Raw genomic sequence first — 21,163 nt, forward strand, 5'->3', positions numbered from 1 at the left:
ACAAATACGTGGCCTTCTGGCGATGACACAAACAAACGAACAACCGACCCGGCCCGTGACCCTGATGTTGGCTCAAACGCTGCTTGTTTGCGCAGCGTTTGTCATGGGGCCTATCATCCAGATTGACGCAACATCAAATGCCGGTGCCGCCCAGGCCCAGGCCCAGGCGACAAAACAAAAAAGCATCAAGATCGCGCCATACGTGATTCTTCGGGCCGATGAAATTTCATTTAACGATAAATCCAAAATTGCCACGGCCAGAGGCAAGGTTGAAATTTCTCATAAGGGTCGGTTTTTACGCGCTGATACTGTGACCTATGAAGAAAAGACCGACACCTTCTCAGTGATCGGGAACGTCACTATGGTTGAACCCAATGGTGATGTTATCTTTGGCGAGCGTAGCCAATTTACAAACCAGTTCAAGGACGGCTTCATCGAAGGCTTTCGCATGTTGTTTACCGACAACACACGACTGGCGGCACCCGGCGGCCAGCGCACTGGCGGGGTCATCACCAGACTACGCAATGCTATTTTCTCGCCCTGCAACCTATGTGAAAAGGACCCCTCGCGCGCACCACTATGGCGCATTCGTTCGGTTCGCGTCATCCATGATGGTGAGGCAAAGAATATCAGTTACAAAGACGCCTATTTTGAATTTTTTGGGGTCCCCGTTGCGTACACGCCATATTTTTCTCATCCTGATCCAAATGTAAAAAGACGTTCCGGCTTTCTTACCCCTAGCTACAGTGAGAATACAGATTTTGGATTTAGTGTGCGACTACCATACTTCTGGGCACTTTCAGAACAAGAGGATGTCACGCTGACCCCCATTCTCAACACCAATGAAGCCTCCGTCCTTCATGCCGAATATCGCCGCAGCTTCACCAATGGTGAATTGTCCGTTGATACCTCCATCACCAATCCGGAACGGCGTGAAGGGGAGACAAAAATCGGCGGCAATGAGATTCGGGGGCATGTGCTTCTTGATGGAAAATTCAGTATCAACCCCACCTGGCGCACAAATTTCCAATATCAGCGCACCAGTGACGACACCTACCTTCGGCGTTATAGCTTTCATGCTCCGGATAACCAAACCCTGACGTCTTCGGCCAATATTGAAGGCTTCCAGGGCCATAAGTATGTGCAACTTAGCGGCTATCATTTCCACGGTTTGCGTGAAACCGATAACCCGGACGAAGCGCCCCTGGTAATGCCCTTTGGCCAATACAGTTTTGTATCGGAATCAAAAGCCGCCGGCTCATATATAACAGCCGATGCCAGCATGCTGGCCATGCACCGCGACGATGGTGTCGATAGCCGGAGACTTTCGTTAAAGGGCGGATGGCATTTACCCTATACGGCGCCGGGTGGGGACATTTATGAAATGTCCGCCCTGTTGCAATCAGACATATATTCCGTGAGCGATGTTACCAATGAAAGCGGAACGGGAACGCAAGATGGCTTTACAGGCAGGGTCCAACCGCAACTCAGCTTCAAATGGCGTTATCCCTTCGTTCGCAAGGAAAAGGCATCTTCGCAACTGCTTGAACCCATTGTGTCACTAATCGTGTCCCCAAATGGTGGCAACCCATCCAAAATCCCCAATGAAGACAGTCAGGATATCGAATTTGACGACACCAATCTGTTTTCCGCCAATCGATACACCGGCGTTGACCGGGTTGATGGTGGGCAACGTCTTGTCTATGGCCTCAACTGGGGCCTTTATGGAGACAAGGGGGGCAGTATTGAAGCCTTTCTGGGCCAAAGCCTTCGACTGCGGTCAGCAACAAACTTTGCTTCGGGCTCTGGCCTTCGCGATAAAAAATCTGACTTGGTCGGCAAGCTACGCATTAATCCCAACAGCTATTTAGATTTTCTATACCGATTCAGGATTGATCCTGATGGCCCCACAGCCAATCGGAACGAATTTGCGGTATCCGCTGGGCCGTCTCGCTTTCGTGCGAGCCTGAATTATATCTTTATCAGCGAAGAAGCGGGTACGGGTGAATTTGGCGATCGTGAGGAAATCACAGGTACCCTTAATGCTGAAATTGATAAATTCTGGCAAGCACGGGCTTATATCCGTAAAGATTTGACCGATAATGGGGGGCTTATCTCTGAATCTTTGGGACTTAGATATGCAGATGAATGTTTTATCTTTGATGCAACCTTTACCCGAAGCTTTACACAGGATCGCGACCTGAAGCCCATAGACACCCTCCTTTTTATGCTTACTTTCAAGCATCTGGGCGCGGTCAGAGGTGCTGGTTGAACAACCGGGCCCTTGGCCTGTATTCTCCCCCTAAAATTGCCGCATGGGATAAGATGCGGTATTTATTCTTGAAAGTTGACAGGACGATCCAGCCCCATGGTGGTTAATTTCTTTCACAGGCAATCTGTTAAAAGCCGAGGGCACATGCGTCGTGCTCAAAAAATATGGGCGACCTGTTTGCCTGCATTCATGGCATTCGCGATCTTCGGCACGACGATTTCCTCAAATGCATCCGAAATGCCAAAAGCCTCCGTTTTAGATATTCTGGCGGTGGTCAATGAATACCCGGTTTCGGCTTATGACCTGAACCAGCGTCTTGATCTTATTATCCGTTCATCAACGCTGCCCAACACGCCCCGTGCACGGCTCAGTCTGGCACCCAGGGTTTTAAAATCCCTGATCAATGAAGCCCTTCAATTGCAAGAAGCAAAGCGTTTAAAAATTGTCGTTTCACAGCCCGAAATGAACAGGGCGCTGCGATTGGTTGAAAAACAAAACCGTTTGCAGCCCAACAAGATTTTTCCCTTTTTAAAATCCCGACAAATAGGGCAAACAACCTTATTGCGCCAAATCCGTGCTGCCCTTGCCTGGCAGGTTGTGGTTCGCCGCAGATACGCCCATTCAACCATTATTACAGATGAAGAAATTGACAGGACCCTTGCGCGCTTCAAGGAAAGTGCAAAAAGTCCCCGATTGCTGGCTGCTGAAATTTTTCTTCCCCTGGACAACCCCTCCCAGGAAGCAACGGTTCGCAACACTGCCAATAAAATTATTGAAGAAATAAAAGCAGGCGCAAATTTTGCACTGCTCGCCCGGCAATTTTCCCAAAGTGAATCAGCACGCCACGGCGGCGACCTTGGCTGGATACAACCGGGGCAGCTGGATCCTCAAATCGAGAAGGTTCTGAAAACGCTCCCCATCAAAGCCCTTTCCATGCCCATCCGCACCGCTGCTGGATACACCATCGTTTTATTGCGCAATCGACGGGCACCGCCTGAACAAAAGGCAGGAAACACGATCGTCAGCTTGCGCCAAATCATCCTTGAAGCCCCAAATGGGGCGCGTCCGGATGAACTGCAAAGCCAATTATCCCTTGCCGATACCATCCAAAAAAGTGTTCGCGGTTGTGACGATTTCGCAGCAATCGCCAAAGAACTGGGGATAAAACGCTCTGGCAATATCATCCAGGTCAAGATCAAGGAATTGTCGAAAAACCTTCGAACGCTGGTCACCACCATCAAAACCGGCGCTGTATCCCCACCGCTGCGGTCTCCAGAGGGCGTTAAAATGATCATGGTGTGCAACAGAAGTAATTCCGGGGGCGGGGGCGCTAATCTGCCCAATCGCAATAAAATCCGAACCCTTCTGCTTGGCCGTCGACTTGAAATTCAGGCACGGCGTTACCTGCGTGATCTGCGCCAAACCGCATTTTTGGATATTCGTGCGTGGCGATAACACCAAAAGCGGGACCATTGGTCCTAACAATGGGAGAGCCCGCCGGAATCGGTGGCGAGATCACCCTTAAAGCTTGGCTTGCACGCACAAACCAATCAGCCACACCCTTTTTTACTGTTGCTGACCCCGATCACCTGTCGGCCACTGCTGCTGCTTTGGGCTTTGATGTCGCGATCAAAACCATCGAGAACCCCGAAGATGCATGGGATGTTTTCGACACGGCCTTGCCCGTTATGGCCGAACCCCTTCCCGGCCCTGTCACGCCGGGCCAGCCAAGCAAAGCCAATGCAAGTGCTGTCATAGCGTCAATACGGCGGGCTGCAGAATTCGTCCGCACGAAAGAATCCTGTGCCATGGTCACCAATCCCATTCACAAGAAAATTCTGGCAGACACGGGGTTTTCCCATCCCGGACACACTGAATATTTGGCGGAACTAACCGATACTGAGACCCCCATCATGATGCTGGCCTGCCCGGGGCTGCGGGTGGTGCCCGTGACCATCCATGTTGCCTTGAACAAAGCCATCAAAATGCTCAGCACTGATGCCATAAAAGGCGCGGCACGCATAACCGCACGGGCATTGACCACCGATTTTGGTATCCCCACCCCTCGCCTTGCTATCGCTGCGCTTAATCCCCACGCCGGAGAAGACGGGATGATGGGTGAAGAAGACGAAACCATCATCGCCCCGGCCATCCAGACATTGGCACAAGAAGGCATCGATGTTTTTGGGCCCGCCGCACCAGACAGTTTGTTTCATACCCGGGCCAGAAAAACCTATGATGCGGTCATCTGCATGTATCATGATCAAGCCCTGATCCCGCTAAAGACGGTTGATTTTGATCAAGGCGTCGACATCACCCTTGGCCTTCCCATTGTCCGCACCTCCCCTGATCACGGCACCGCTTTTGATATCGCCGGGCGCGGCATTGCCCGTGAATCCAGTTTGTTGGCAGCCATGGACATGGCACTTGAAATCGCCCAAAACCGTTCTTCAGCAAAGCTAGGAAAGGTAATTGGCCGCCATGGACCCCGATAAAAATGATGCCATTGCCAATCAGCCCCCGCTTCGTGATGTCATTGCGCGCGCGGGCCTTAATGCACGGAAATCATTGGGGCAGCATTTTTTGCTCGACCTCAACCTCACCACACGCATTGCCCGCGCAGCAGGTGACATCAATGGCGCCACGGTCATTGAAATTGGCCCGGGCCCTGGTGGGCTGACCCGCTCGATCCTTGCCGAAGGGGCCGATCATATTATCGCCATCGAAAAGGACCACCGCTGTCGCGCTGCTCTTCAGCCTCTGGTCGATGCAGCAAAGGGCCGTCTGGAATTGATTGATGCCGATGCATTGGAACTGGTCGAGCCCGACTTTATTCGGGCCCACGGATTTGATCCAAAACAGATCTGCCTGATTGCCAACCTGCCCTATAACATTGCCACCGAGCTGATCGTTCGGTGGCTGCGTCTGACCTATGATGATCCCGAATTATTCAAGGCCATGGTCATCACCATCCAAAAAGAAGTGGGCGCGCGCCTGTGTGCAAGCCCCCATTCAAAGGCCTATGGCCGGCTTTCGGTTATGAGCCAATGGCTGTGCAAAGCAGATATCGTTTTTGATATTGGTGCCCGCGCTTTTACCCCGCCGCCCAATGTCACCTCCAGTGTGATTCGCCTGATCCCAAGGCCCCAACCCATCGCACCCGCACCCTGGGATGAAATGCAGGGCATGGTTCGCCACGCCTTTGGACAGCGGCGCAAGATGCTGCGTTCCAGCCTCAAAAGCCTTGGCGCTGATGTTGACCTTGGTGCCTTGTTTGCAGACTCTGGCGTAGCCCCCGATGTTCGGGCAGAAGCCGTTGATGTGGAAGGGTTTTGTGCCTTGGCCCGGGCATGGGCGGATCAACGAAAATAAGCACGTATTGGCCCGTTATTGGCCTTCGCGTAAAGACCGGACAAAATTATCAAGACCAACCAGGCGGTCACGCTTGATCCGTTCGGCGGCCAATATGGCCTGCACTTCGGCGACACTTTCTTCGATGTCATCATTGACGATGATGTAGTCATATTCACGGTAATGGCTCATCTCATCAGCCGCCTTTGACATGCGGCTGGCCACAACTTCTTCGCTGTCTTGGGCACGGGTATTCAGGCGCCGCTCCAGTTCATGGGTGGAGGGTGGCAAAATAAAGACGCTGGCCACATCGGGGGCCGCATTCTGGGCCAGTTGCTGGGTCCCCTGCCAATCAATATCGAACAAAATATCCCGACCTGATTCCAGAAATTCGTCTACATCCGCGCGCGGGGTGCCGTAATAATTATCAAAGACCTGCGCATATTCCAGAAATTCCTGACGATTGATCATCAGGTTGAATTCTGTTGGATCAACAAATTTATAATCAATGCCCTGGGTTTCGCCCGGGCGTTTGGATCGCGTCGTCACAGAAACTGACATCATCAAATTAGGGTCACGTTCCAAAAGCAATCGTGACAGGGTTGTCTTGCCCGCACCTGAAGGCGAAGACAATATCAACATCACACCACGGCGTCGTATTCCTGTTTCCATCCTGATCAACCCGTTCCCAAAACCTACTGTATATTTTGAACCTGTTCGCGAAACTGCTCAATAGCCGCCTTCAGGGCAAGCCCCGTTCTGGTCAGTTCAAGGTCTTGAGACTTTGAACACAGCGTATTTGCTTCGCGGTTAAATTCCTGAGATAGAAAATCCAGTCGACGCCCCACAGCATCCCCCGATGCCAACAGTTCGCGTGCCTGCGCAATATGTGCATCCAGGCGATCAATTTCTTCGCGTATATCAGCCTTGCCCACCATCATGGCAATTTCCTGAGCCAAACGGTCTTCCGGTGGGCTTTGGGATGCCTCCAGAAATTCAGCAATCTGGTTTTTAACTCTGGCAGCGATGGCATCGGGCTGGGCTGCCGCCAAGGTGCGGGCCGCCCCCGATAGGGTTTCAATTTCATCGACAAACCCCAAAAGCACCAAAAGCATGCGCGCACCCTCTTCGCGACGGGCTTCGGCGATTTTGTCCAATGCAGAACCAAGGCTTTTCACCATAGCCTGTTCACGCGAACGCCTGACAGCATCGCTATCTGTGGCTTCTTCTGCTTCTAAAATGCCGCGCAACCTTAACAAACCATCGACCTGGGGCGGCTTCGCCCCGGTTTTGGCCTGCACGGTTTCGGCAATGGCCAACACATGGTTCAAAAGATCTTCATTCAATTTGTATCCGGCAATTTCAGGTGCCGCGGTCAGATTGAGATTAAGGTTAAAACTGCCGCGTTTGAATTTTTTAGAGGCCTGATCGCGGGCCTGAATTTCAAGCGCTTCCATGCCTGAGGGAAGGCGGACCCGGATGTCCAACCCACGATTGTTGACGCTGCGTACTTCCCAACGCCAGGAAAATGCCTCATGGGCACCCTCTTCACGGGCAAACCCCGTCATGCTTTCAATGGACATGACTTAAAAACCGCCGATCTTCTTGTTTAAATACTGCTCGCCAATATATCCCGTAGGGGAACCCCCAACAAGGTGACAATTATTTTGACCAACACCGCTCACCTGGGGATCAGTTGTTTGGGATCAATGCTTTGGGCCAACCGTTTTTTTACCGGTTTTCTTTACCAATTTCTTTTTGGATTTACCCAGCCGCCGGTCACGGATTTTTCGCCATTGGCGAACATTTCGATTATGGCTTTTCAGGGTCTTGGCAAAGACATGGCCCCCCTTGCCATCAGCGACAAAATACAGCGCATCACTTTTCAAAGGATGAAGCACGGCCAGAAAGGCCGCACGGCTCGGATTGGCAATGGGTTCTGGTGGCAGGTCTTTATGAAGATAAGTATTGAACGGATTTGGTTTTTTCAGGTCCGCGCGCGTCAACGCACGGCCCAAAACCCGCCCTGATGCAGATGTTTCAATCGCAACCCCATAGGCAACCGTTGGATCGGATTGCAGGGGCATTTTTAAACGCAAACGATTGATAAAGACGGCGGCAACCTTCGCCCGTTCTGCGGCCACACCGGTTTCCTTTTCGACAATGGATGCAAGAATGATCGCATCATGGGGCGATTTGAACGGCAAATTTTGCGCACGCCTTCCCCACCGGAATGCAATTTCATTGATCATGGCCGCTTCCATACGGGTAATCAGGTTTGACCGGGTGTCGCCATACAAATAATGGTAGGTGTCGGGAAACAGTGCACCTTCTGCGGGAATGCTATCAATGGGTCCTGACAACCCATACGCTGCACGCAATGCAATAATGGCCTGGGTCGATGTCATCCCTTCGGGCAGGGTAAATTTACGCACCACCGTTTTACCGGCAACAAGAATATCCGTGATTTCGCGGGGGCTGACATGGGATTGAAAACTGTATTCACCGGCCTGAATTCGCCCTTGATTACCGGTCAATCGCACGCCCATTTTGAAAATGAATTCAGAAGGAATGATCCCATGGCGTTTCAGCAAACCGGCAATGGTACTGAGCCCTGCCCCTTTGGGAATGACCACCAAAGCGTTGCCTTTAAGGGAGCCCGGGTGTTCAAAGCCATTAAAAATAGCCGCAACACCCAGCAGGGCCGCCAAACAAACAGCACCTGCCAAAAGCCCTAAACGACGGTTTCGACTACCCATTGGCCCGCGCCTTAGGCGTATTCCGAGAAGACAAGAGAGGCGTTCGTCCCGCCAAAACCAAACGAATTGGAAAGCGCGTGACGGACCGGTTTTTCCTTGGCCGTCAAGGGCACCAGATCAATATCGCAGCCTTCAGACGGGTTTTCCAAATTAAGCGTTGGCGGCAAAACCCCGTCACGAATGGCAAGCATGGCAAATATCGCCTCCACCGCACCCGCTGCCCCCAAAAGATGCCCAATGGCAGACTTGGTTGATGACATGGATAATTTATAGGCATGGTCACCAAACAGCCGCTTGACGGCATTCAACTCAATCGCATCACCCAGCGGCGTGGATGTTCCATGGGCATTGATGTAATCGATGTCTTCTAGATTAAGGCCCGCACGCTTGATCGCAGCCGTCATGGCGCGATACCCACCATTACCATCACTGGCAGGTGCGGTAATATGATACGCGTCTCCGGACATGCCATAGCCCGTCAGTTCGGCATAAATTTTAGCGCCGCGCCTTTTGGCGTGTTCCAGTTCTTCCAGAACAACAACGCCAGCACCTTCACCCATGACAAACCCATCACGATCCCGGTCCCATGGTCGTGATCCCTGTTCCGGGGTGTCGTTAAAGCCGGTGGACAAGGCCTTTGCTGAAGAAAAACCAGCGTATGCGAGCCTGCAAACGGCCGCTTCTGTACCACCAGCAACCATCACATCGGCATCATCCATCTGGATCATGCGCCCGGCATCGCCAATGGCATGGGCACCGGTTGCGCACGCCGTCACAACGGCATGGTTGGGCCCGCGAAAGCCGTATTTAATGGAGACATGGCCCGATGCCAGATTAATCAAGGCTGATGGGATGAAAAATGGGCTGATCCGGCGCGCACCACGCTCATTCAACTTTATGGCCGATTCGGCAATGGCCGGAAGCCCACCGATGCCCGATCCAATCATCACACCGGTGCGTTCGCAATCTTCATCGCCTTCAGGTTTCCAGCCGGAATCTTCGACTGCCTGAATGGCAGCCCCCATGGAAAACACAATGAAGCGATCCATCTTGCGCTGCTCTTTGGGCAACACCCAGTCATCGGCATCAAAGATGGCTTTCCCGGCATCGCCTGTCGGAATTTCACCACCAATGCGGCACGGCAGATCAGAAACATCAAAGGACTCGATCGCCCGAATGCCTGTTTCACTTTCTTTAACACGATTCCAGACCGCATCAGCCCCACACCCAAGGGGGGTAACAAGGCCAAGACCGGTAACAACAACACGTCTCATGGCTGCTCGGATGTAGTTTGAGTTTTACATTTACCCGACATCAGGCCGGGTTCTGAGCACAGATTAGGAATTCGCTTCAATATAAGTAATGGCATCCTTCACGGTGAGGATTTTTTCAGCTGCGTCATCAGGGATTTCGCAGCTAAATTCTTCCTCAAATGCCATGACGAGCTCAACCGTATCAAGGCTATCTGCCCCAAGGTCGTCGATAAAACTCGCGGTTTCTGTAACCTTGGCGTCATCAACGCCCAGATGTTCAACAACGATCTTGGTTACGCGTTCAGCTACATCGCTCATTTTTTATCTTTCCTCGGATAACGATCCCGGTCTGGGAATTGGTTGGTTTGCCTATTTTTATCACGGCAAGTGCCGTTTCGTAACATACTTTTCCAGCCTTGACTAGCCTCTGAGCCGCCGCTGAACCAGCATCAATCTAGGCCATAATTTAGCCTTTAAAAAATCATCAAATCATGGCCATGCCACCATTAACATGGAGGGTTTGGCCTGTTACATAGGCCGCGTCTTCACTGGCCAGATAAAGGGCCGCAGCGGCAATGTCTGCTGGTTCCCCAAAACGTGCCTGGGGAATCACCCCCAAAAGCCGTTCGCGTTGTTCTTCTGCCAAGCCATCGGTCATTGGCGTGGTAATAAACCCGGGCGCGATACAATTGGCCGTAATGCCCCTTGATGCCACCTCTGCTGCCAAAGATTTGGTTAATCCAATCAATCCTGCCTTGGATGCTGCGTAATTGGCCTGGCCCATATTCCCGGTAACCCCCACCACCGATGTGATTGAGATGATCCGGCCCCAGCGCTTTTTCATCATGCCCCTGAGCATTGCCCGCGACAGGCGGAATGCAGCTGTTAAATTAACATCCAGAACCTGCTGCCAGTCTTCATCCTTCATGCGCATCATTAATCCATCGCGGGTAAGACCGGCATTGTTGATCAAGATATCGACGCCGCCCAAGGCATCATCGGCCGATGAAGCCAGTTGCGTAACGCCATCGGGCGTTGAAAGATCCGCTGGCACCACAAGGGCACCATCACCCAGTTCATCAGCCAAGGCATCAAGGGCATCAACCCGCGTTCCAGAAAGCGCCACTTTGGCACCGGCAGCATGCAGCGTGCGGGCGATGGCCCCCCCGATTCCGCCACTGGCACCCGTCACAAGCGCCCCTTTGCCATCAAGATCAAACATGTTCCATTTCCCTAATTTTTTTAACGCCGATAGAATACAGATGTAGGCAACCCTGAGAAAGCCCTGTTACATAAATGCCTCTATTTCCTCAGGCGTATTAAGCGCAACCGCTTCAAGTTCCTTGTCAATGCGCCGGGCAAGGCCGGACAGAACCTTTCCGGCGCCCACTTCCACCAGCCTTTCAACACCATTTTCCTTCATCCACAGAACCGATTCGCGCCACCTGACCATGCCAGTCACCTGATCCACCAACAAAGTGCGGATTTCGTCGGGATCATCCACCGCTGAGGCCTTTATGTTGGCAACCAACGGGACTTTAGGTGCCAAAAGATCTGCCTCTTTAAGGGCGTTGGCCATCACATCGGCCGCAGGGGCCATCAGGGCACAATGAAAGGGGGCGGAAACCGGCAACATAATGGCCCGACGCGCCCCTTGCGCGCTGGCGAGCGCCAAGGCACGGGTTACGGCGGCTTCATCGCCACTGACCACCACCTGGCCCGGTGCATTATCATTGGCTGCCGTACAGACATCGTCTTCGGCCGCTTCTGCTGCCAGCGCCGCCACGGCATCAAAATCAAGGCCCAAAATGGCCGCCATGGCCCCTTTGCCAACGGGGACGGCTGCTTGCATGGCTTGGCCCCGGGTGCGCAACAAACGGGCGGCATCAGGGATGGTGAAGGCCCCGGCTGCGGCCAGCGCAGAATATTCCCCAAGGGAATGCCCCGCCACGAACAGGGCCGCATCGGCCAAATTCAGCCCGCCTTCTTTTTCCAAAATCGCCATAACCGCCAGACTGACCGCCATCAAGGCCGGCTGGGCATTTTCGGTCAATGTCAGGGAATCGATGGGGCCTTCAAACATAATCTGGCTCAGATTCTGGCCCAAAGCCTCATCAACTGCCCCAAAAACCTCGCGGGCCGGGATAAATGCTTCTGAAAGTGCCTTGCCCATGCCCACCGATTGGGACCCTTGGCCGGGGAATATGAAAGCCTGTTTCACGCTAAACCTCTGTTCATTGGTTAAAGTAAGGAATGCATGAGTGATAACGCCCCACTCTTCCCTGTCAAGGCCGCCGTAAAGCCGCCTTCAAAAGATTTGGTTTAGCCCTTGATTGGCGGGGGGTTTTGTGTATATTTCGCGACCTCAACATTCCTTGCCGGTTACAGCGGTTACCGGCTAGGGACGGAAGGCCAGCCACGATGGATATGGCACCGCCCCGGGAACAACCATAAGGAGTGTCACATGCCGCTTTATGAAAACGTGTTTATTGCACGTCAAGATATCACCTCGTCTCAGGCAGAAGCCCTGGCCGAGACCTTCTCTGAAATTGTTGTCAAATCCGGCGGAACCGTTTCCAAAAAGGAAGCATGGGGCCTGCGTAATCTGGCCTATCGGGTCAAGAAAAACCGGAAAGGGCATTACACCCTTCTCAACATTGACGGGCCACCCGCCGCCATCAGTGAAATGGAACGCAACATGCGTATCCATGACGATGTGCTTCGCTTCCTGACCATTCGTGTTGACGAACTTGAAGAAGGCCCCTCGCCAATCTTGAAGGGTCGTGATGAAAGGCCAGCGCGGGGCGGACGCCCCCCTCGCCATGAGGAATCCCGTCCGGCAGCAAAACCAGCCACGCCTGTTAAGGCCGAAGCTGACCCAGCCGAAGCTGACCCAGCCGAAGCTGCACCGGCTGAAGCTGCACCGGCTGAAGCTGCTACGACCGAAGCTGCCGACAAGGGAGAAGAATCATGAGTGAACAAGGCCAACGTCGTCCGTTCTTTCGTCGCCGCAAGACGTGCCCGTTTACAGGCTCTAATGCGCCAAAGATCGACTACAAGGATGTCCGCATGCTCCAGCGTTTCATTTCTGAACGCGGAAAAATCGTGCCTTCTCGCATTACCGCCGTTTCCACAAAGAAACAGCGTGAATTGTCGAAGGCAATCAAGCGGGCGCGTCATCTGGCACTTTTGCCGTTTGTTATTAAATAGCGTGTTTTGGATGGCTTTTGGGATGGCTTGCAGGCCGCTCCCTTAAGTTGCCAAACTTGCCGGAAACAGTTTTGGGCGCATCAGTACGCTGATGGCCCAGCCAAAAGGTTCCAGCCATGCAAAAAGATGCCTTACTCGCCATAGCCGCAGGGCTTGCAAGTGCGGTTCTGCATCTTTCCACCCAGTGGAGCGTGATTGGCGCATTGTTTTTTACCCTTCTGGCCCCACTGCCTTTGTTTATGGCGGGATTTGGGCTGGGACTTACCAGAGCATTGCCGGGACTTGTCGTCGCAGGCATTGTTGTTTGGGGGGGAGCCGATTTTAATCGGTTTGTTTTGTTTTTAGCAGCCGACCTGTTGCCGGTGGCTTTGGTTGTACGGTTCGCCCTTTTAAATCGCCAAACGGGTGATAGCGAAACCGACGTACAGTGGTATCCGCCGGGTCTGGTTCTGACCTGGATTGCACTGTACGGGGCCGGGGCCTTTGTTTTGGCGATGGTGATTACCGGATCAGGCCCAGGTGGGCTTCAGGCATCGGTGAACCAATATGTGGACGGATTTCAGAATCTGTTTGCAAAAGCAAGCCAGAACAAGCCGGCTTTGGTTCAGATGCTGGATTCCATCAAGCGGGTGTTTCCCTTCTTGGTGGTCACATGGTGGATCATCATTGTCGCCGCCAACGCGGCCTGGGGGCAAAAAATTCTGGTCCGATTGGGCCAAAACCGGCGGCCAACGCCGGATTTCAGGACCATTGAACTGGCGCCATGGCTGGCGTCTGGAATGGTTGCAGCCACAGTGGCTGGATTGTTAGGATCGGGATGGCTGGGCTTTGTGGCAACCAATGTTGCCCTTATCCTCGGTATCCCCTATTTTCTCGTCGGACTTGCGGTCATTCACGCTGTTTCGACGAAATGGAAAGGGCGGACGGCTGTTTTATTAAGCGTCTACCTGATGTTATTTATGTTTGGATGGCCGGCACTGTTAATTGCCGGATTGGGTGTTATGGAGCCTTGGGCTAGGGTTAGGGCGCGTTATGGTGCGCCAAACCACACAGACCGGGCCTGATTGGGTTAATGAAAGGAAGATCGTAATGGAAGTTATTTTGCTGGAGCGTATTGAGAAACTGGGACAGATGGGTGACACCATCACGGTCAAGCCGGGCTTTGCCCGCAATTACCTGTTGCCCCAAAACAAAGCCCTTCGCGCGACCAAAGAAAATCAGAAAAGTTTTGAAGCGCGGCGCGGTGAACTCGAAGCTGCCAATGCCGAACGACGGAGCAGTGCAGAAAAATCTGCGGGCACGATTGATGGCATTACGGTGATTTTGGTTCGCCAAGCCAGTGATTCAGGCCAGCTTTATGGTTCTGTCCGTCCCCGCGATATCGCTGCTATTTTGCGCGAAAAAGATGCCGAGGTTGACCGCACCCAGATCCGGCTTGATATGCCCATCAAAATGGTTGGCATCCATACCGTCCGTGTGGCCATCCACCCGGAAGTGGTCGTGGAAGTCACCGTCAATGTGGCACGTTCTGAAGAAGAAGCAGAACTTCAGGCCCAGGGTAAATCCATGATTGGCTCCGGTGCCGCCGATGCTGTTGCGGAAGCCGCCTTTGCAGACGAAGCAGACGAAAGCGCCGACGAAGAATTAGCTGAAGACGGTGCAGAAGAAATCGCTGAAGATGGCGCAGAAGACGTTGCAGAAGTTTCCGAGACAGAAGAAAAATCTTCCGAAACGGAATAACCAGACTGTTCCTAAACCGCCCAGGCGTTCCAGCACGCCTGGGCGGTTTTGTTTTATCCCCATAGTTATCAAGGTGTGGATTATTTTTTTGAGCATATGCAAATTGCTTGATGCTCCGATCCACGTAAGCCTGTACCCTCTCCTTCATGGTTGATCTAACGCCCGAACAGAATGTCACGCCGCTTCGCGGTAATGGCCCCCACGATACTTACGTTGATGTGCCCGATCTGCCCCATAATTTTGAGGCAGAACAAGCCCTTTTGGGTGCCATCCTTATCAACAATGAAGCCCACACCCGGGTTTCCGAATTTCTGCTGGGCGAGCATTTTTATGATCCCGTTCATGGCCGCATTTATGATGCCTGCGCAAAATTGATTGAACGCCATCAGGTTGCCAATCCGGTTACGCTGCAAAGCTTGTTTGAGGGCGATGAAGCCCTGAGCGATGCGGGGGGAGCCAAATATCTTGGCCGTCTCGCCGCTACTGCCGTCACCGTGATCAATGCGGGGGATTATGGGCGAACCCTGTTTGACCTGCATCTGCGGCGCAAATTAATCGAATTGTCGGGCGAAATCCGCACCGAAGCCGCCAGCCCCGATCTAGATACCTCCGCCATCCGCCAGATTGAAACCACGGAACAACACCTGTTTGATCTGGCCACCACCGGTGAATATGAAGGCGGGTTTCGGTCCTTTACCGATGTCCTGACCACCACCATTGAAATGGCCGAAGCCGCCTATAAACGTGACGGCAAGCTGACGGGGACAACCACCGGGTTCACAGATATGGACAAGCTTTTAGGCGGGTTGCAGCCATCCGATCTGGTTATTCTGGCGGGACGCCCATCCATGGGCAAAACCGCCCTGGCCACCAACATTGCCTATAATGCAGCCAAGGCATGCCGCATGGTGGTCAACGAACAAGGCCAAAAAACTGTCGCTGACGGTGCGGTTGTCGGGTTCTTTTCCCTTGAAATGTCATCAGAACAATTGGCAACGCGTATTCTGGCCGAAGCCTCTGGCATATCATCTGACCGCATTCGCAAGGGCGAATTGTCCAATAAGGAATTCCAGAAAGTGGTCGAAGCCAATCAGGAACTGGCGCGCATTCCGTTCTTTATCGATGACACCCCTGCCCTTTCTATTGGCCAGTTGCGCACCCGCGCCCGGCGTCTGAAACGCCAACACGGGCTTTCGATGATCGTGGTGGATTATCTGCAATTGCTGCGCGCCACCCTTGACCGTTCCAGTGAAAACCGGGTTCAGGAAGTTTCCGAAATTACCCGTGGCCTGAAGGCATTGGCAAAGGAACTGAATGTGCCGGTGGTAGCCCTGTCACAGCTATCGCGTGCGGTTGAACAACGCGAAGACAAACGGCCCCAATTATCAGACCTTCGGGAATCTGGCTCCATTGAACAAGACGCCGATGTGGTGATGTTTCTCTATCGTGAAGAATATTATCTGTCCCGTCTTGAGCCAGAAATGGGAACAGAAGACCACGAAAAATGGCAGATGCGGATGGAAGAAAGCCACAATTTGGCAGAAGCCATCGTTGGCAAACAGCGCCATGGCCCGACCGGAACCATCAAGATGGTCTTCACCGGCGAATTGACCCGCTTCAGTGATTACATCCCACCTGACCGTCTGCCCGATCAGAACGTGCCCTTCTGATCCCATGTCATTGCAAGATCAGGCATCAAGCGCCGGCGGCATTCTCACCATTGACCTTGATGCCATCAAAGCCAATTACCACCAGCTGAATGATCGGCTGAGAGATGGCTGTACGCTGGGTGCCGTGGTCAAGGCCGATGCTTATGGATTAGGGATGGCGCGCGTTGCACCCGCACTTTGGTCCGCAGGCTGCAAAACTTTCTTTGTGGCACTGATGCATGAAGGCCTGGCGCTTCGTGCCTTGCTGCCCGATGCCCAAATTCAGGTCTTTAACGGCACCGATGCGGAAAGCGCACCGGCAATGGCTGCGGCCGGGTTAATCCCCGTGCTCAACCATCCGGGACAGATTGAAGCCTGGCACATGGAAGCCACACGTCTTGGCAAATCCCTCCCCGCCATAATTCATGTCGATACCGGCATGACCCGTCTGGGTCTGGATGGCCAAGAGATCAAGGCGCTGGTTGAAGCGGGCAAGCACCGGGATGGCCTCAATATTGGTACCATCATGAGCCACCTTGCCTGTGCCGATGATGCGGATCATGCCATGAATGCCCATCAGCTTGAAAATTTCAAAACAACCCTCAAAATCATGGCCCCATTGGGCGATCTGGGCGCAAGCCTCGCCAATTCATCCGCCATCTTTCTTGGGGATCAATATCACTTTGATCTAACCCGTCCTGGCTCTGCCCTTTACGGCATCACCCCCCATGGATTGAAGGATGGCACCCCCCCGAACCCGATGGCGCAAGTCATTACATTACAAGGAAAAATTCTTCAAATCCGTGGAATTGACACGCCATCAAGCGTTGGTTATGGTGCCACCCATCAAGCAGAGAAAGGCCAAAAAATTGCCATCGTTGGGGTCGGTTACGCCGACGGTTATCTCCGCTCTCTTTCGAATTCGGCCACTGCCATCCTTGGCGGCATCCGGGTTCCCGTGGTAGGCCGCGTATCCATGGATTTGATCACTCTTGATGTTACCAATGTTCCCGACCAGGTTGCCCGTCCCGGCGCCTTGGTGGACCTGATTGGACCGGATCATTCCGTCGATACCCTCGCGCGCGAAGCAGGCACCATTGGCTATGAAATCCTGACGGCTCTTGGCCCCCGGTTCCACCAAAACTATTTGGAAACCGCATGAGCGACGCTGCAAAAGCCAGAACAACAAAAGACGGAGCACCCCCCCCCGAGCCAATCATTGTTCGGATGCTGGCCCCGTTTGGTCGCGTCTTTCTGGACTTTCTAGCCACCGTTGGAAAATTATCCATCTTTACCGGGCGCGCCCTTCGCCATTCTGTCACAGCCCCCTTTTATTGGCGCCTGACGCTCCGCCAGATGATCGACATCGGCTATTATTCACTGCCCGTTGTGGGCATGACAGCAATTTTCACCGGCATGGTTTTGGCCTTGCAGAGTTATTCCGGGTTTTCACGGTTTTCTGCCGAAGGGGCCGTTGCGACCGTCGTGGTTTTATCCATGACCCGGGAATTAGGCCCCGTGCTGGCCGGGCTGATGGTTGCCGGGCGCATTGGCGCCTCTATGGCTGCCGAAATTGGCACCATGAAGGTCACCGAACAGATCGATGCCTTAACAACGCTTTCGACCAACCCTTACAAATATCTGGTCGCCCCCAGGCTTATTGCCGGGCTTTTGATGATGCCTTTATTGGTGGCGGTGGCCGATATCATTGGCGTGTTTGGCGGGTTTTTGATTGCGGTTAACAAACTTGATTTCAATGCTGCCAACTATCTGACCCAGACCTTTGAATTTCTGGAAACAAAAGATGTGGTTTCTGGTCTGGTTAAGGCTGCCGTTTTTGGCTTCGTCATCTCTTTGATGGGGTGTTATCACGGCTATAATTCCAAGGGCGGTGCTCAGGGTGTGGGAACGGCCACCATCAATGCCGTGGTTTCATCGCTGATTTTGATCTTGATTTTCAACTACATCATCACGGAAATGTTCTTCGACATATGACCGAAATTCCGCCAAAAATTCGCCTTCGGGGTGTCAAAAAATCTTTCGGTCCAAAGGTCGTGCTCGATGGCGTGGATTTAGATATTGCTGTGGGCGAGTCCGTCGTGGTGATCGGTGGATCCGGCACTGGCAAATCGGTAATGCTTAAATGCATTCTTGGCCTTTTGGAACCCGATGAAGGGTCCATACAAATTGACGGCCAGGAAGTCACCGACATGTCCACTGCGGACCGTGAACAGATGATGACTAAATTTGGCATGTTGTTTCAGGGCGGCGCATTGTTTGACAGCCTGCCGGTTTGGCAAAACGTGGCCTTTGGCCTGATGCAGGCGCAACGCATGGATGCCGATATTGCCCATGGCATTGCCATAGAAAAGCTTGCCTCCGTTGGGCTTGGCGCGGATGTGGCAGCCTTATCGCCTGCAGAATTATCCGGCGGCATGCAAAAGCGTGTGGCACTGGCCCGGGCGATTGCCACACGCCCGGAGATTATCTTTTTTGATGAACCCACGACCGGCCTTGATCCGATCATGGGTGATGTCATCAACGACCTGATCGTCAAATGTGTGCAGGAATTGGGCGCATCCACCCTTTCCATTACCCACGACATGGCAAGTGCCCGAAAAATCGCCAACCGCGTGGCCATGCTGCATCAGGGTGAAATTGTTTGGCAAGGGCCGGTTGCCGACATCGATCATTCAAACAATGATTACGTTGATCAGTTCATTCATGGGCGGGCCGAAGGTCCCATCCAGATGCAAATTTCATCATGATGGTTTCAAACGCGGGACACTGATCATGGCGCAACCGCAATCAAGATATGTATGCCAGCAATGTGATGCCCAGCACCGCCAATGGATGGGACAATGTACCACCTGCGGTGCCTGGAATGCTGTGGTCGAAGAAGCCGTCCCCACCGCAACCCCCGGGTCTGGCCTTAAAAAGGCCAAAAAGGGCCGCACGATTGAGCTGGAAGGCCTGAAGGGTTCCACCAGCCCCCCCCAACGGTTTTTGACCGGAATTAAGGAACTGGACCGGGTGCTGGGCGGTGGGTTGGTCCCGGCATCAACCATTTTGGTCGCAGGCGATCCCGGCATTGGCAAATCCACCTTGTTGCTTCAGGCCAGCGCCAGACTGACCGAAGGCACCACCCTTTATATTTCAGGCGAAGAAGCCACGGCACAATTGCGCATGCGGGCGCAACGAACGGGCTTGGCTGATCAGCCTGTGCGCCTTGCCGCGGCCACCTCCATCAACGACATCCTGACCACGCTTGAGGCCATCCCGGTGGCAGAGAAACCCCGGCTTTTGATCATTGATTCGATCCAGACCATGTATGTGGACGGGCTGGAATCGGCCCCTGGCACGGTCAGCCAGGTCCGCGCCGCTGCCCAGGGGCTGATCGCTTTGGCCAAACGCACAGGCATTGCCATCATCATGGTGGGCCATGTCACCAAGGAAGGGCAGATCGCAGGCCCCCGGGTGTTGGAGCACATGGTTGATACCGTGTTGTATTTCGAAGGAGAACGCGGCCACCAGTTCCGGATCTTGCGCGCCGTCAAAAATCGCTTTGGCCCGACCGATGAAATTGGTGTGTTCGAAATGACCGATGCAGGATTGAGCGAGGTCGCCAATCCATCGGCGATGTTTATGGGGCGCGGCCCCAGTGATGATGCAGACGGCGATCAGGGCAGCCCGGTCCCAGGTGCCGCAGTGTTTGCCGGTATTGAAGGCACCCGCCCCGTCTTGATCGAAATACAGGCCCTTGTGGCCCCATCCAGTCTGTCATCACCCCGACGCGCCGTAGTGGGTTGGGATTCAGCACGCCTCGCCATGGTGATTGCCGTTTTAGAGGCGCGCTGTGGCATGGTGCTATCGGGACATGATGTCTATCTCAGCGTCGCGGGCGGGCTTCGGGTTTCTGAACCAGCAGCCGATTTGGCCGTGGCAGCCGCGTTAATTTCATCGCTGACAGATAGCCCGGCCCCCAATGCCACCCTGTTTTTCGGTGAAGTTGGGCTTTCAGGAGAGGTCAGGCCCGTAAATGGGCGCGAAGCACGGCTTAAAGAAGCCGCAAAGCTCGGGTTTAAGAATGCCGTCTTGCCCTTCAACCCCCCATCGGGGACGGGTCGCAAATCAGGCAAATCCGGCAAACCCGTCAGTGGCATTAAAACAATAGAATTAAGGGTCCTGAGCGAATTGTTACCGTTATTCGCGAATGCACCGGGCACCCCCGGGCAAGGGCGCGTTACCCAGATGAAACCTCGGCAAAAAATGGCCGGGGATTAAGGATCACGTTTTACCATGGCAACTGAAACCATTATCGATCTAGTCATTGTCGGCATTGTCCTGCTTTCAGGCCTGTTTGCGCTGTTCCGGGGGCTGGTCAAGGAAGTGCTTTCCATAGGCAGCTGGACCGGTGCCGTTTTTGTTACCCTTTATGGGTTTACCCCTGTACGGCCCATTTTCAGAGACCTGATTTCCTGGCCCGGGGCCGCCGACATCACCACATGGGCAACCCTGTTTATCGGCAGCCTGTTCATCTTCTCATTGATCGCCCACCAGATATCCAAACGGGTCCAGAATTCGGCCATTGGTGCCCTGGATCGGACCCTTGGATTTGTTTTCGGATTGATACGAGGGGTGCTGATCTCTGTGGTCCTGTTTATGGCCATCAGCTGGGCCGTGGGCACGACGGATCAACCCCGCTGGTTCCGCCAAGCCCGCACGTTGCCTTTGGTTGCCGCCAGTGCAGAACTGATTTTAGCCCTGGTTCCTGACACCGTTCGCAAGTCCCTGCCCAAAATCACCAAGCCAGAGCCAGCAACAAAAGAAAAAGAAATAACAAAAACAGGACAACAGGGATATCGCCCTTCGGTTCGCCGTGGTATGGAACGCTTGATTGACGGAACCCAATAGGGAAATCATGACCGA

Annotated in this window: 21 protein-coding genes; 14 read left to right on the plus strand and 7 right to left on the minus strand. The window is 53.4% G+C overall.

Going from position 1 to position 21,163, the window contains the following annotated elements:
- Positions 1-22 precede the first annotated feature (22 nt).
- From HOJ08_00230 to rsmA, 4 genes are all read left to right on the plus strand, one after another.
- A complete protein-coding gene (locus HOJ08_00230) occupies positions 23-2,272 on the plus strand; it encodes an LPS-assembly protein LptD (GenBank protein ID MBT5671863.1) in 2,250 nt (749 codons plus the stop codon).
- A 177-nt stretch (positions 2,273-2,449) separates the two neighbouring features.
- Entirely contained in the window at positions 2,450-3,727 is a 1,278-nt protein-coding gene (locus tag HOJ08_00235) for a hypothetical protein (protein MBT5671864.1), read from the plus strand.
- On the plus strand, positions 3,724-4,767 hold the full coding sequence (pdxA, locus tag HOJ08_00240; GenBank protein MBT5671865.1) for a 4-hydroxythreonine-4-phosphate dehydrogenase PdxA: 1,044 nt from the start codon (positions 3,724-3,726) through the stop codon (positions 4,765-4,767). The genes HOJ08_00235 and pdxA overlap by 4 nt, the downstream gene beginning before the upstream one ends.
- Entirely contained in the window at positions 4,754-5,644 is an 891-nt protein-coding gene (rsmA, locus tag HOJ08_00245) for a 16S rRNA (adenine(1518)-N(6)/adenine(1519)-N(6))-dimethyltransferase RsmA (GenBank protein ID MBT5671866.1), read from the plus strand. Before pdxA ends, rsmA begins: the two co-directional genes overlap by 14 nt.
- 15 nt (positions 5,645-5,659) lie before the next feature.
- On the opposite strand, the gene gmk is transcribed toward rsmA, so the two are convergent.
- From gmk to fabD, 7 genes are all read right to left on the minus strand, one after another.
- Positions 5,660-6,295, minus strand: a complete 636-nt coding sequence (gmk, locus tag HOJ08_00250) for a guanylate kinase (GenBank protein ID MBT5671867.1) — start codon at positions 6,293-6,295, stop codon at positions 5,660-5,662.
- Between the two features lie 23 nt (positions 6,296-6,318).
- On the minus strand, positions 6,319-7,206 hold the full coding sequence (locus HOJ08_00255; protein MBT5671868.1) for a YicC family protein: 888 nt from the start codon (positions 7,204-7,206) through the stop codon (positions 6,319-6,321).
- Between the two features lie 123 nt (positions 7,207-7,329).
- A complete protein-coding gene (gene mltG / locus HOJ08_00260) occupies positions 7,330-8,382 on the minus strand; it encodes an endolytic transglycosylase MltG (GenBank protein MBT5671869.1) in 1,053 nt (350 codons plus the stop codon).
- Positions 8,383-8,393: 11 nt separating this feature from the next.
- Entirely contained in the window at positions 8,394-9,656 is a 1,263-nt protein-coding gene (gene fabF, locus HOJ08_00265) for a beta-ketoacyl-ACP synthase II (GenBank protein ID MBT5671870.1), read from the minus strand.
- 63 nt (positions 9,657-9,719) lie between these two features.
- Positions 9,720-9,953, minus strand: coding sequence for an acyl carrier protein (locus tag HOJ08_00270; GenBank protein MBT5671871.1), 234 nt, complete (start codon positions 9,951-9,953; stop codon positions 9,720-9,722).
- A gap of 166 nt (positions 9,954-10,119) precedes the next feature.
- On the minus strand, positions 10,120-10,857 hold the full coding sequence (gene fabG, locus HOJ08_00275) for a 3-oxoacyl-[acyl-carrier-protein] reductase (GenBank protein ID MBT5671872.1): 738 nt from the start codon (positions 10,855-10,857) through the stop codon (positions 10,120-10,122).
- A 66-nt stretch (positions 10,858-10,923) separates the two neighbouring features.
- Positions 10,924-11,856 (minus strand): ACP S-malonyltransferase, encoded by a 933-nt coding sequence (gene fabD / locus HOJ08_00280; protein MBT5671873.1) that lies wholly within the window; start codon positions 11,854-11,856, stop codon positions 10,924-10,926.
- A 243-nt stretch (positions 11,857-12,099) separates the two neighbouring features.
- On the opposite strand from fabD, the gene rpsF reads away from it, so the two are divergent.
- The 10 genes from rpsF to HOJ08_00330 all read left to right on the plus strand — a co-directional run bounded on the left by rpsF (position 12,100) and on the right by HOJ08_00330 (position 21,148).
- Positions 12,100-12,609 (plus strand): 30S ribosomal protein S6, encoded by a 510-nt coding sequence (rpsF, locus tag HOJ08_00285; protein ID MBT5671874.1) that lies wholly within the window; start codon positions 12,100-12,102, stop codon positions 12,607-12,609.
- Positions 12,606-12,845, plus strand: coding sequence for a 30S ribosomal protein S18 (locus HOJ08_00290; GenBank protein MBT5671875.1), 240 nt, complete (start codon positions 12,606-12,608; stop codon positions 12,843-12,845). The genes rpsF and HOJ08_00290 overlap by 4 nt, the downstream gene beginning before the upstream one ends.
- A 116-nt stretch (positions 12,846-12,961) precedes the next feature.
- Positions 12,962-13,909 (plus strand): DUF2232 domain-containing protein, encoded by a 948-nt coding sequence (locus HOJ08_00295; GenBank protein ID MBT5671876.1) that lies wholly within the window; start codon positions 12,962-12,964, stop codon positions 13,907-13,909.
- 25 nt (positions 13,910-13,934) lie between these two features.
- Positions 13,935-14,585, plus strand: coding sequence for a 50S ribosomal protein L9 (gene rplI, locus HOJ08_00300; protein ID MBT5671877.1), 651 nt, complete (start codon positions 13,935-13,937; stop codon positions 14,583-14,585).
- 146 nt (positions 14,586-14,731) lie between these two features.
- Positions 14,732-16,255 (plus strand): replicative DNA helicase, encoded by a 1,524-nt coding sequence (locus tag HOJ08_00305; protein ID MBT5671878.1) that lies wholly within the window; start codon positions 14,732-14,734, stop codon positions 16,253-16,255.
- A gap of 4 nt (positions 16,256-16,259) precedes the next feature.
- Positions 16,260-17,396: an alanine racemase gene (gene alr / locus HOJ08_00310; protein MBT5671879.1), complete on the plus strand. Its 1,137-nt coding sequence runs from the start codon at positions 16,260-16,262 to the stop codon at positions 17,394-17,396.
- Complete coding sequence (locus HOJ08_00315; GenBank protein MBT5671880.1) at positions 17,393-18,229, plus strand: ABC transporter permease; 837 nt, start codon at positions 17,393-17,395, stop codon at positions 18,227-18,229. Before alr ends, HOJ08_00315 begins: the two co-directional genes overlap by 4 nt.
- The gene (locus HOJ08_00320) at positions 18,226-19,002 is read left to right on the plus strand and encodes an ATP-binding cassette domain-containing protein (GenBank protein MBT5671881.1); all 777 of its coding nucleotides are present in this window, start codon (positions 18,226-18,228) and stop codon (positions 19,000-19,002) included. The genes HOJ08_00315 and HOJ08_00320 overlap by 4 nt, the downstream gene beginning before the upstream one ends.
- 25 nt (positions 19,003-19,027) lie before the next feature.
- Positions 19,028-20,518 (plus strand): DNA repair protein RadA, encoded by a 1,491-nt coding sequence (gene radA / locus HOJ08_00325; GenBank protein MBT5671882.1) that lies wholly within the window; start codon positions 19,028-19,030, stop codon positions 20,516-20,518.
- Positions 20,519-20,533: 15 nt separating this feature from the next.
- A complete protein-coding gene (locus HOJ08_00330) occupies positions 20,534-21,148 on the plus strand; it encodes a CvpA family protein (GenBank protein MBT5671883.1) in 615 nt (204 codons plus the stop codon).
- Positions 21,149-21,163 lie beyond the last annotated feature (15 nt).

The sequence above is a fragment of the Rhodospirillales bacterium genome (assembly GCA_018666775.1).
Lineage (GTDB): Bacteria > Pseudomonadota > Alphaproteobacteria > SMXQ01 > SMXQ01 > JABIXC01.

Excerpts from the sequence above, each read along its gene's own strand:
- HOJ08_00295 (MBT5671876.1), top strand. The coding sequence starts at position 12,962 with ATGCAAAAAGATGCCTTACTCGCCATAGCCGCAGGGCTTGCAAGTGCG.
- gmk (MBT5671867.1), bottom strand. The coding sequence starts at position 6,295 with ATGGAAACAGGAATACGACGCCGTGGTGTGATGTTGATATTGTCTTCG.
- fabF (MBT5671870.1), bottom strand. The coding sequence starts at position 9,656 with ATGAGACGTGTTGTTGTTACCGGTCTTGGCCTTGTTACCCCCCTTGGG.
- HOJ08_00255 (MBT5671868.1), bottom strand. The coding sequence starts at position 7,206 with ATGTCCATTGAAAGCATGACGGGGTTTGCCCGTGAAGAGGGTGCCCAT.
- radA (MBT5671882.1), top strand. The coding sequence starts at position 19,028 with ATGGCGCAACCGCAATCAAGATATGTATGCCAGCAATGTGATGCCCAG.
- alr (MBT5671879.1), top strand. The coding sequence starts at position 16,260 with ATGTCATTGCAAGATCAGGCATCAAGCGCCGGCGGCATTCTCACCATT.
- HOJ08_00230 (MBT5671863.1), top strand. The coding sequence starts at position 23 with ATGACACAAACAAACGAACAACCGACCCGGCCCGTGACCCTGATGTTG.
- HOJ08_00330 (MBT5671883.1), top strand. The coding sequence starts at position 20,534 with ATGGCAACTGAAACCATTATCGATCTAGTCATTGTCGGCATTGTCCTG.
- HOJ08_00320 (MBT5671881.1), top strand. The coding sequence starts at position 18,226 with ATGACCGAAATTCCGCCAAAAATTCGCCTTCGGGGTGTCAAAAAATCT.
- rplI (MBT5671877.1), top strand. The coding sequence starts at position 13,935 with ATGGAAGTTATTTTGCTGGAGCGTATTGAGAAACTGGGACAGATGGGT.
- fabG (MBT5671872.1), bottom strand. The coding sequence starts at position 10,857 with ATGTTTGATCTTGATGGCAAAGGGGCGCTTGTGACGGGTGCCAGTGGC.
- rsmA (MBT5671866.1), top strand. The coding sequence starts at position 4,754 with ATGGACCCCGATAAAAATGATGCCATTGCCAATCAGCCCCCGCTTCGT.
- HOJ08_00305 (MBT5671878.1), top strand. The coding sequence starts at position 14,732 with ATGGTTGATCTAACGCCCGAACAGAATGTCACGCCGCTTCGCGGTAAT.
- HOJ08_00270 (MBT5671871.1), bottom strand. The coding sequence starts at position 9,953 with ATGAGCGATGTAGCTGAACGCGTAACCAAGATCGTTGTTGAACATCTG.
- mltG (MBT5671869.1), bottom strand. The coding sequence starts at position 8,382 with ATGGGTAGTCGAAACCGTCGTTTAGGGCTTTTGGCAGGTGCTGTTTGT.
- HOJ08_00290 (MBT5671875.1), top strand. The coding sequence starts at position 12,606 with ATGAGTGAACAAGGCCAACGTCGTCCGTTCTTTCGTCGCCGCAAGACG.
- HOJ08_00315 (MBT5671880.1), top strand. The coding sequence starts at position 17,393 with ATGAGCGACGCTGCAAAAGCCAGAACAACAAAAGACGGAGCACCCCCC.
- rpsF (MBT5671874.1), top strand. The coding sequence starts at position 12,100 with ATGCCGCTTTATGAAAACGTGTTTATTGCACGTCAAGATATCACCTCG.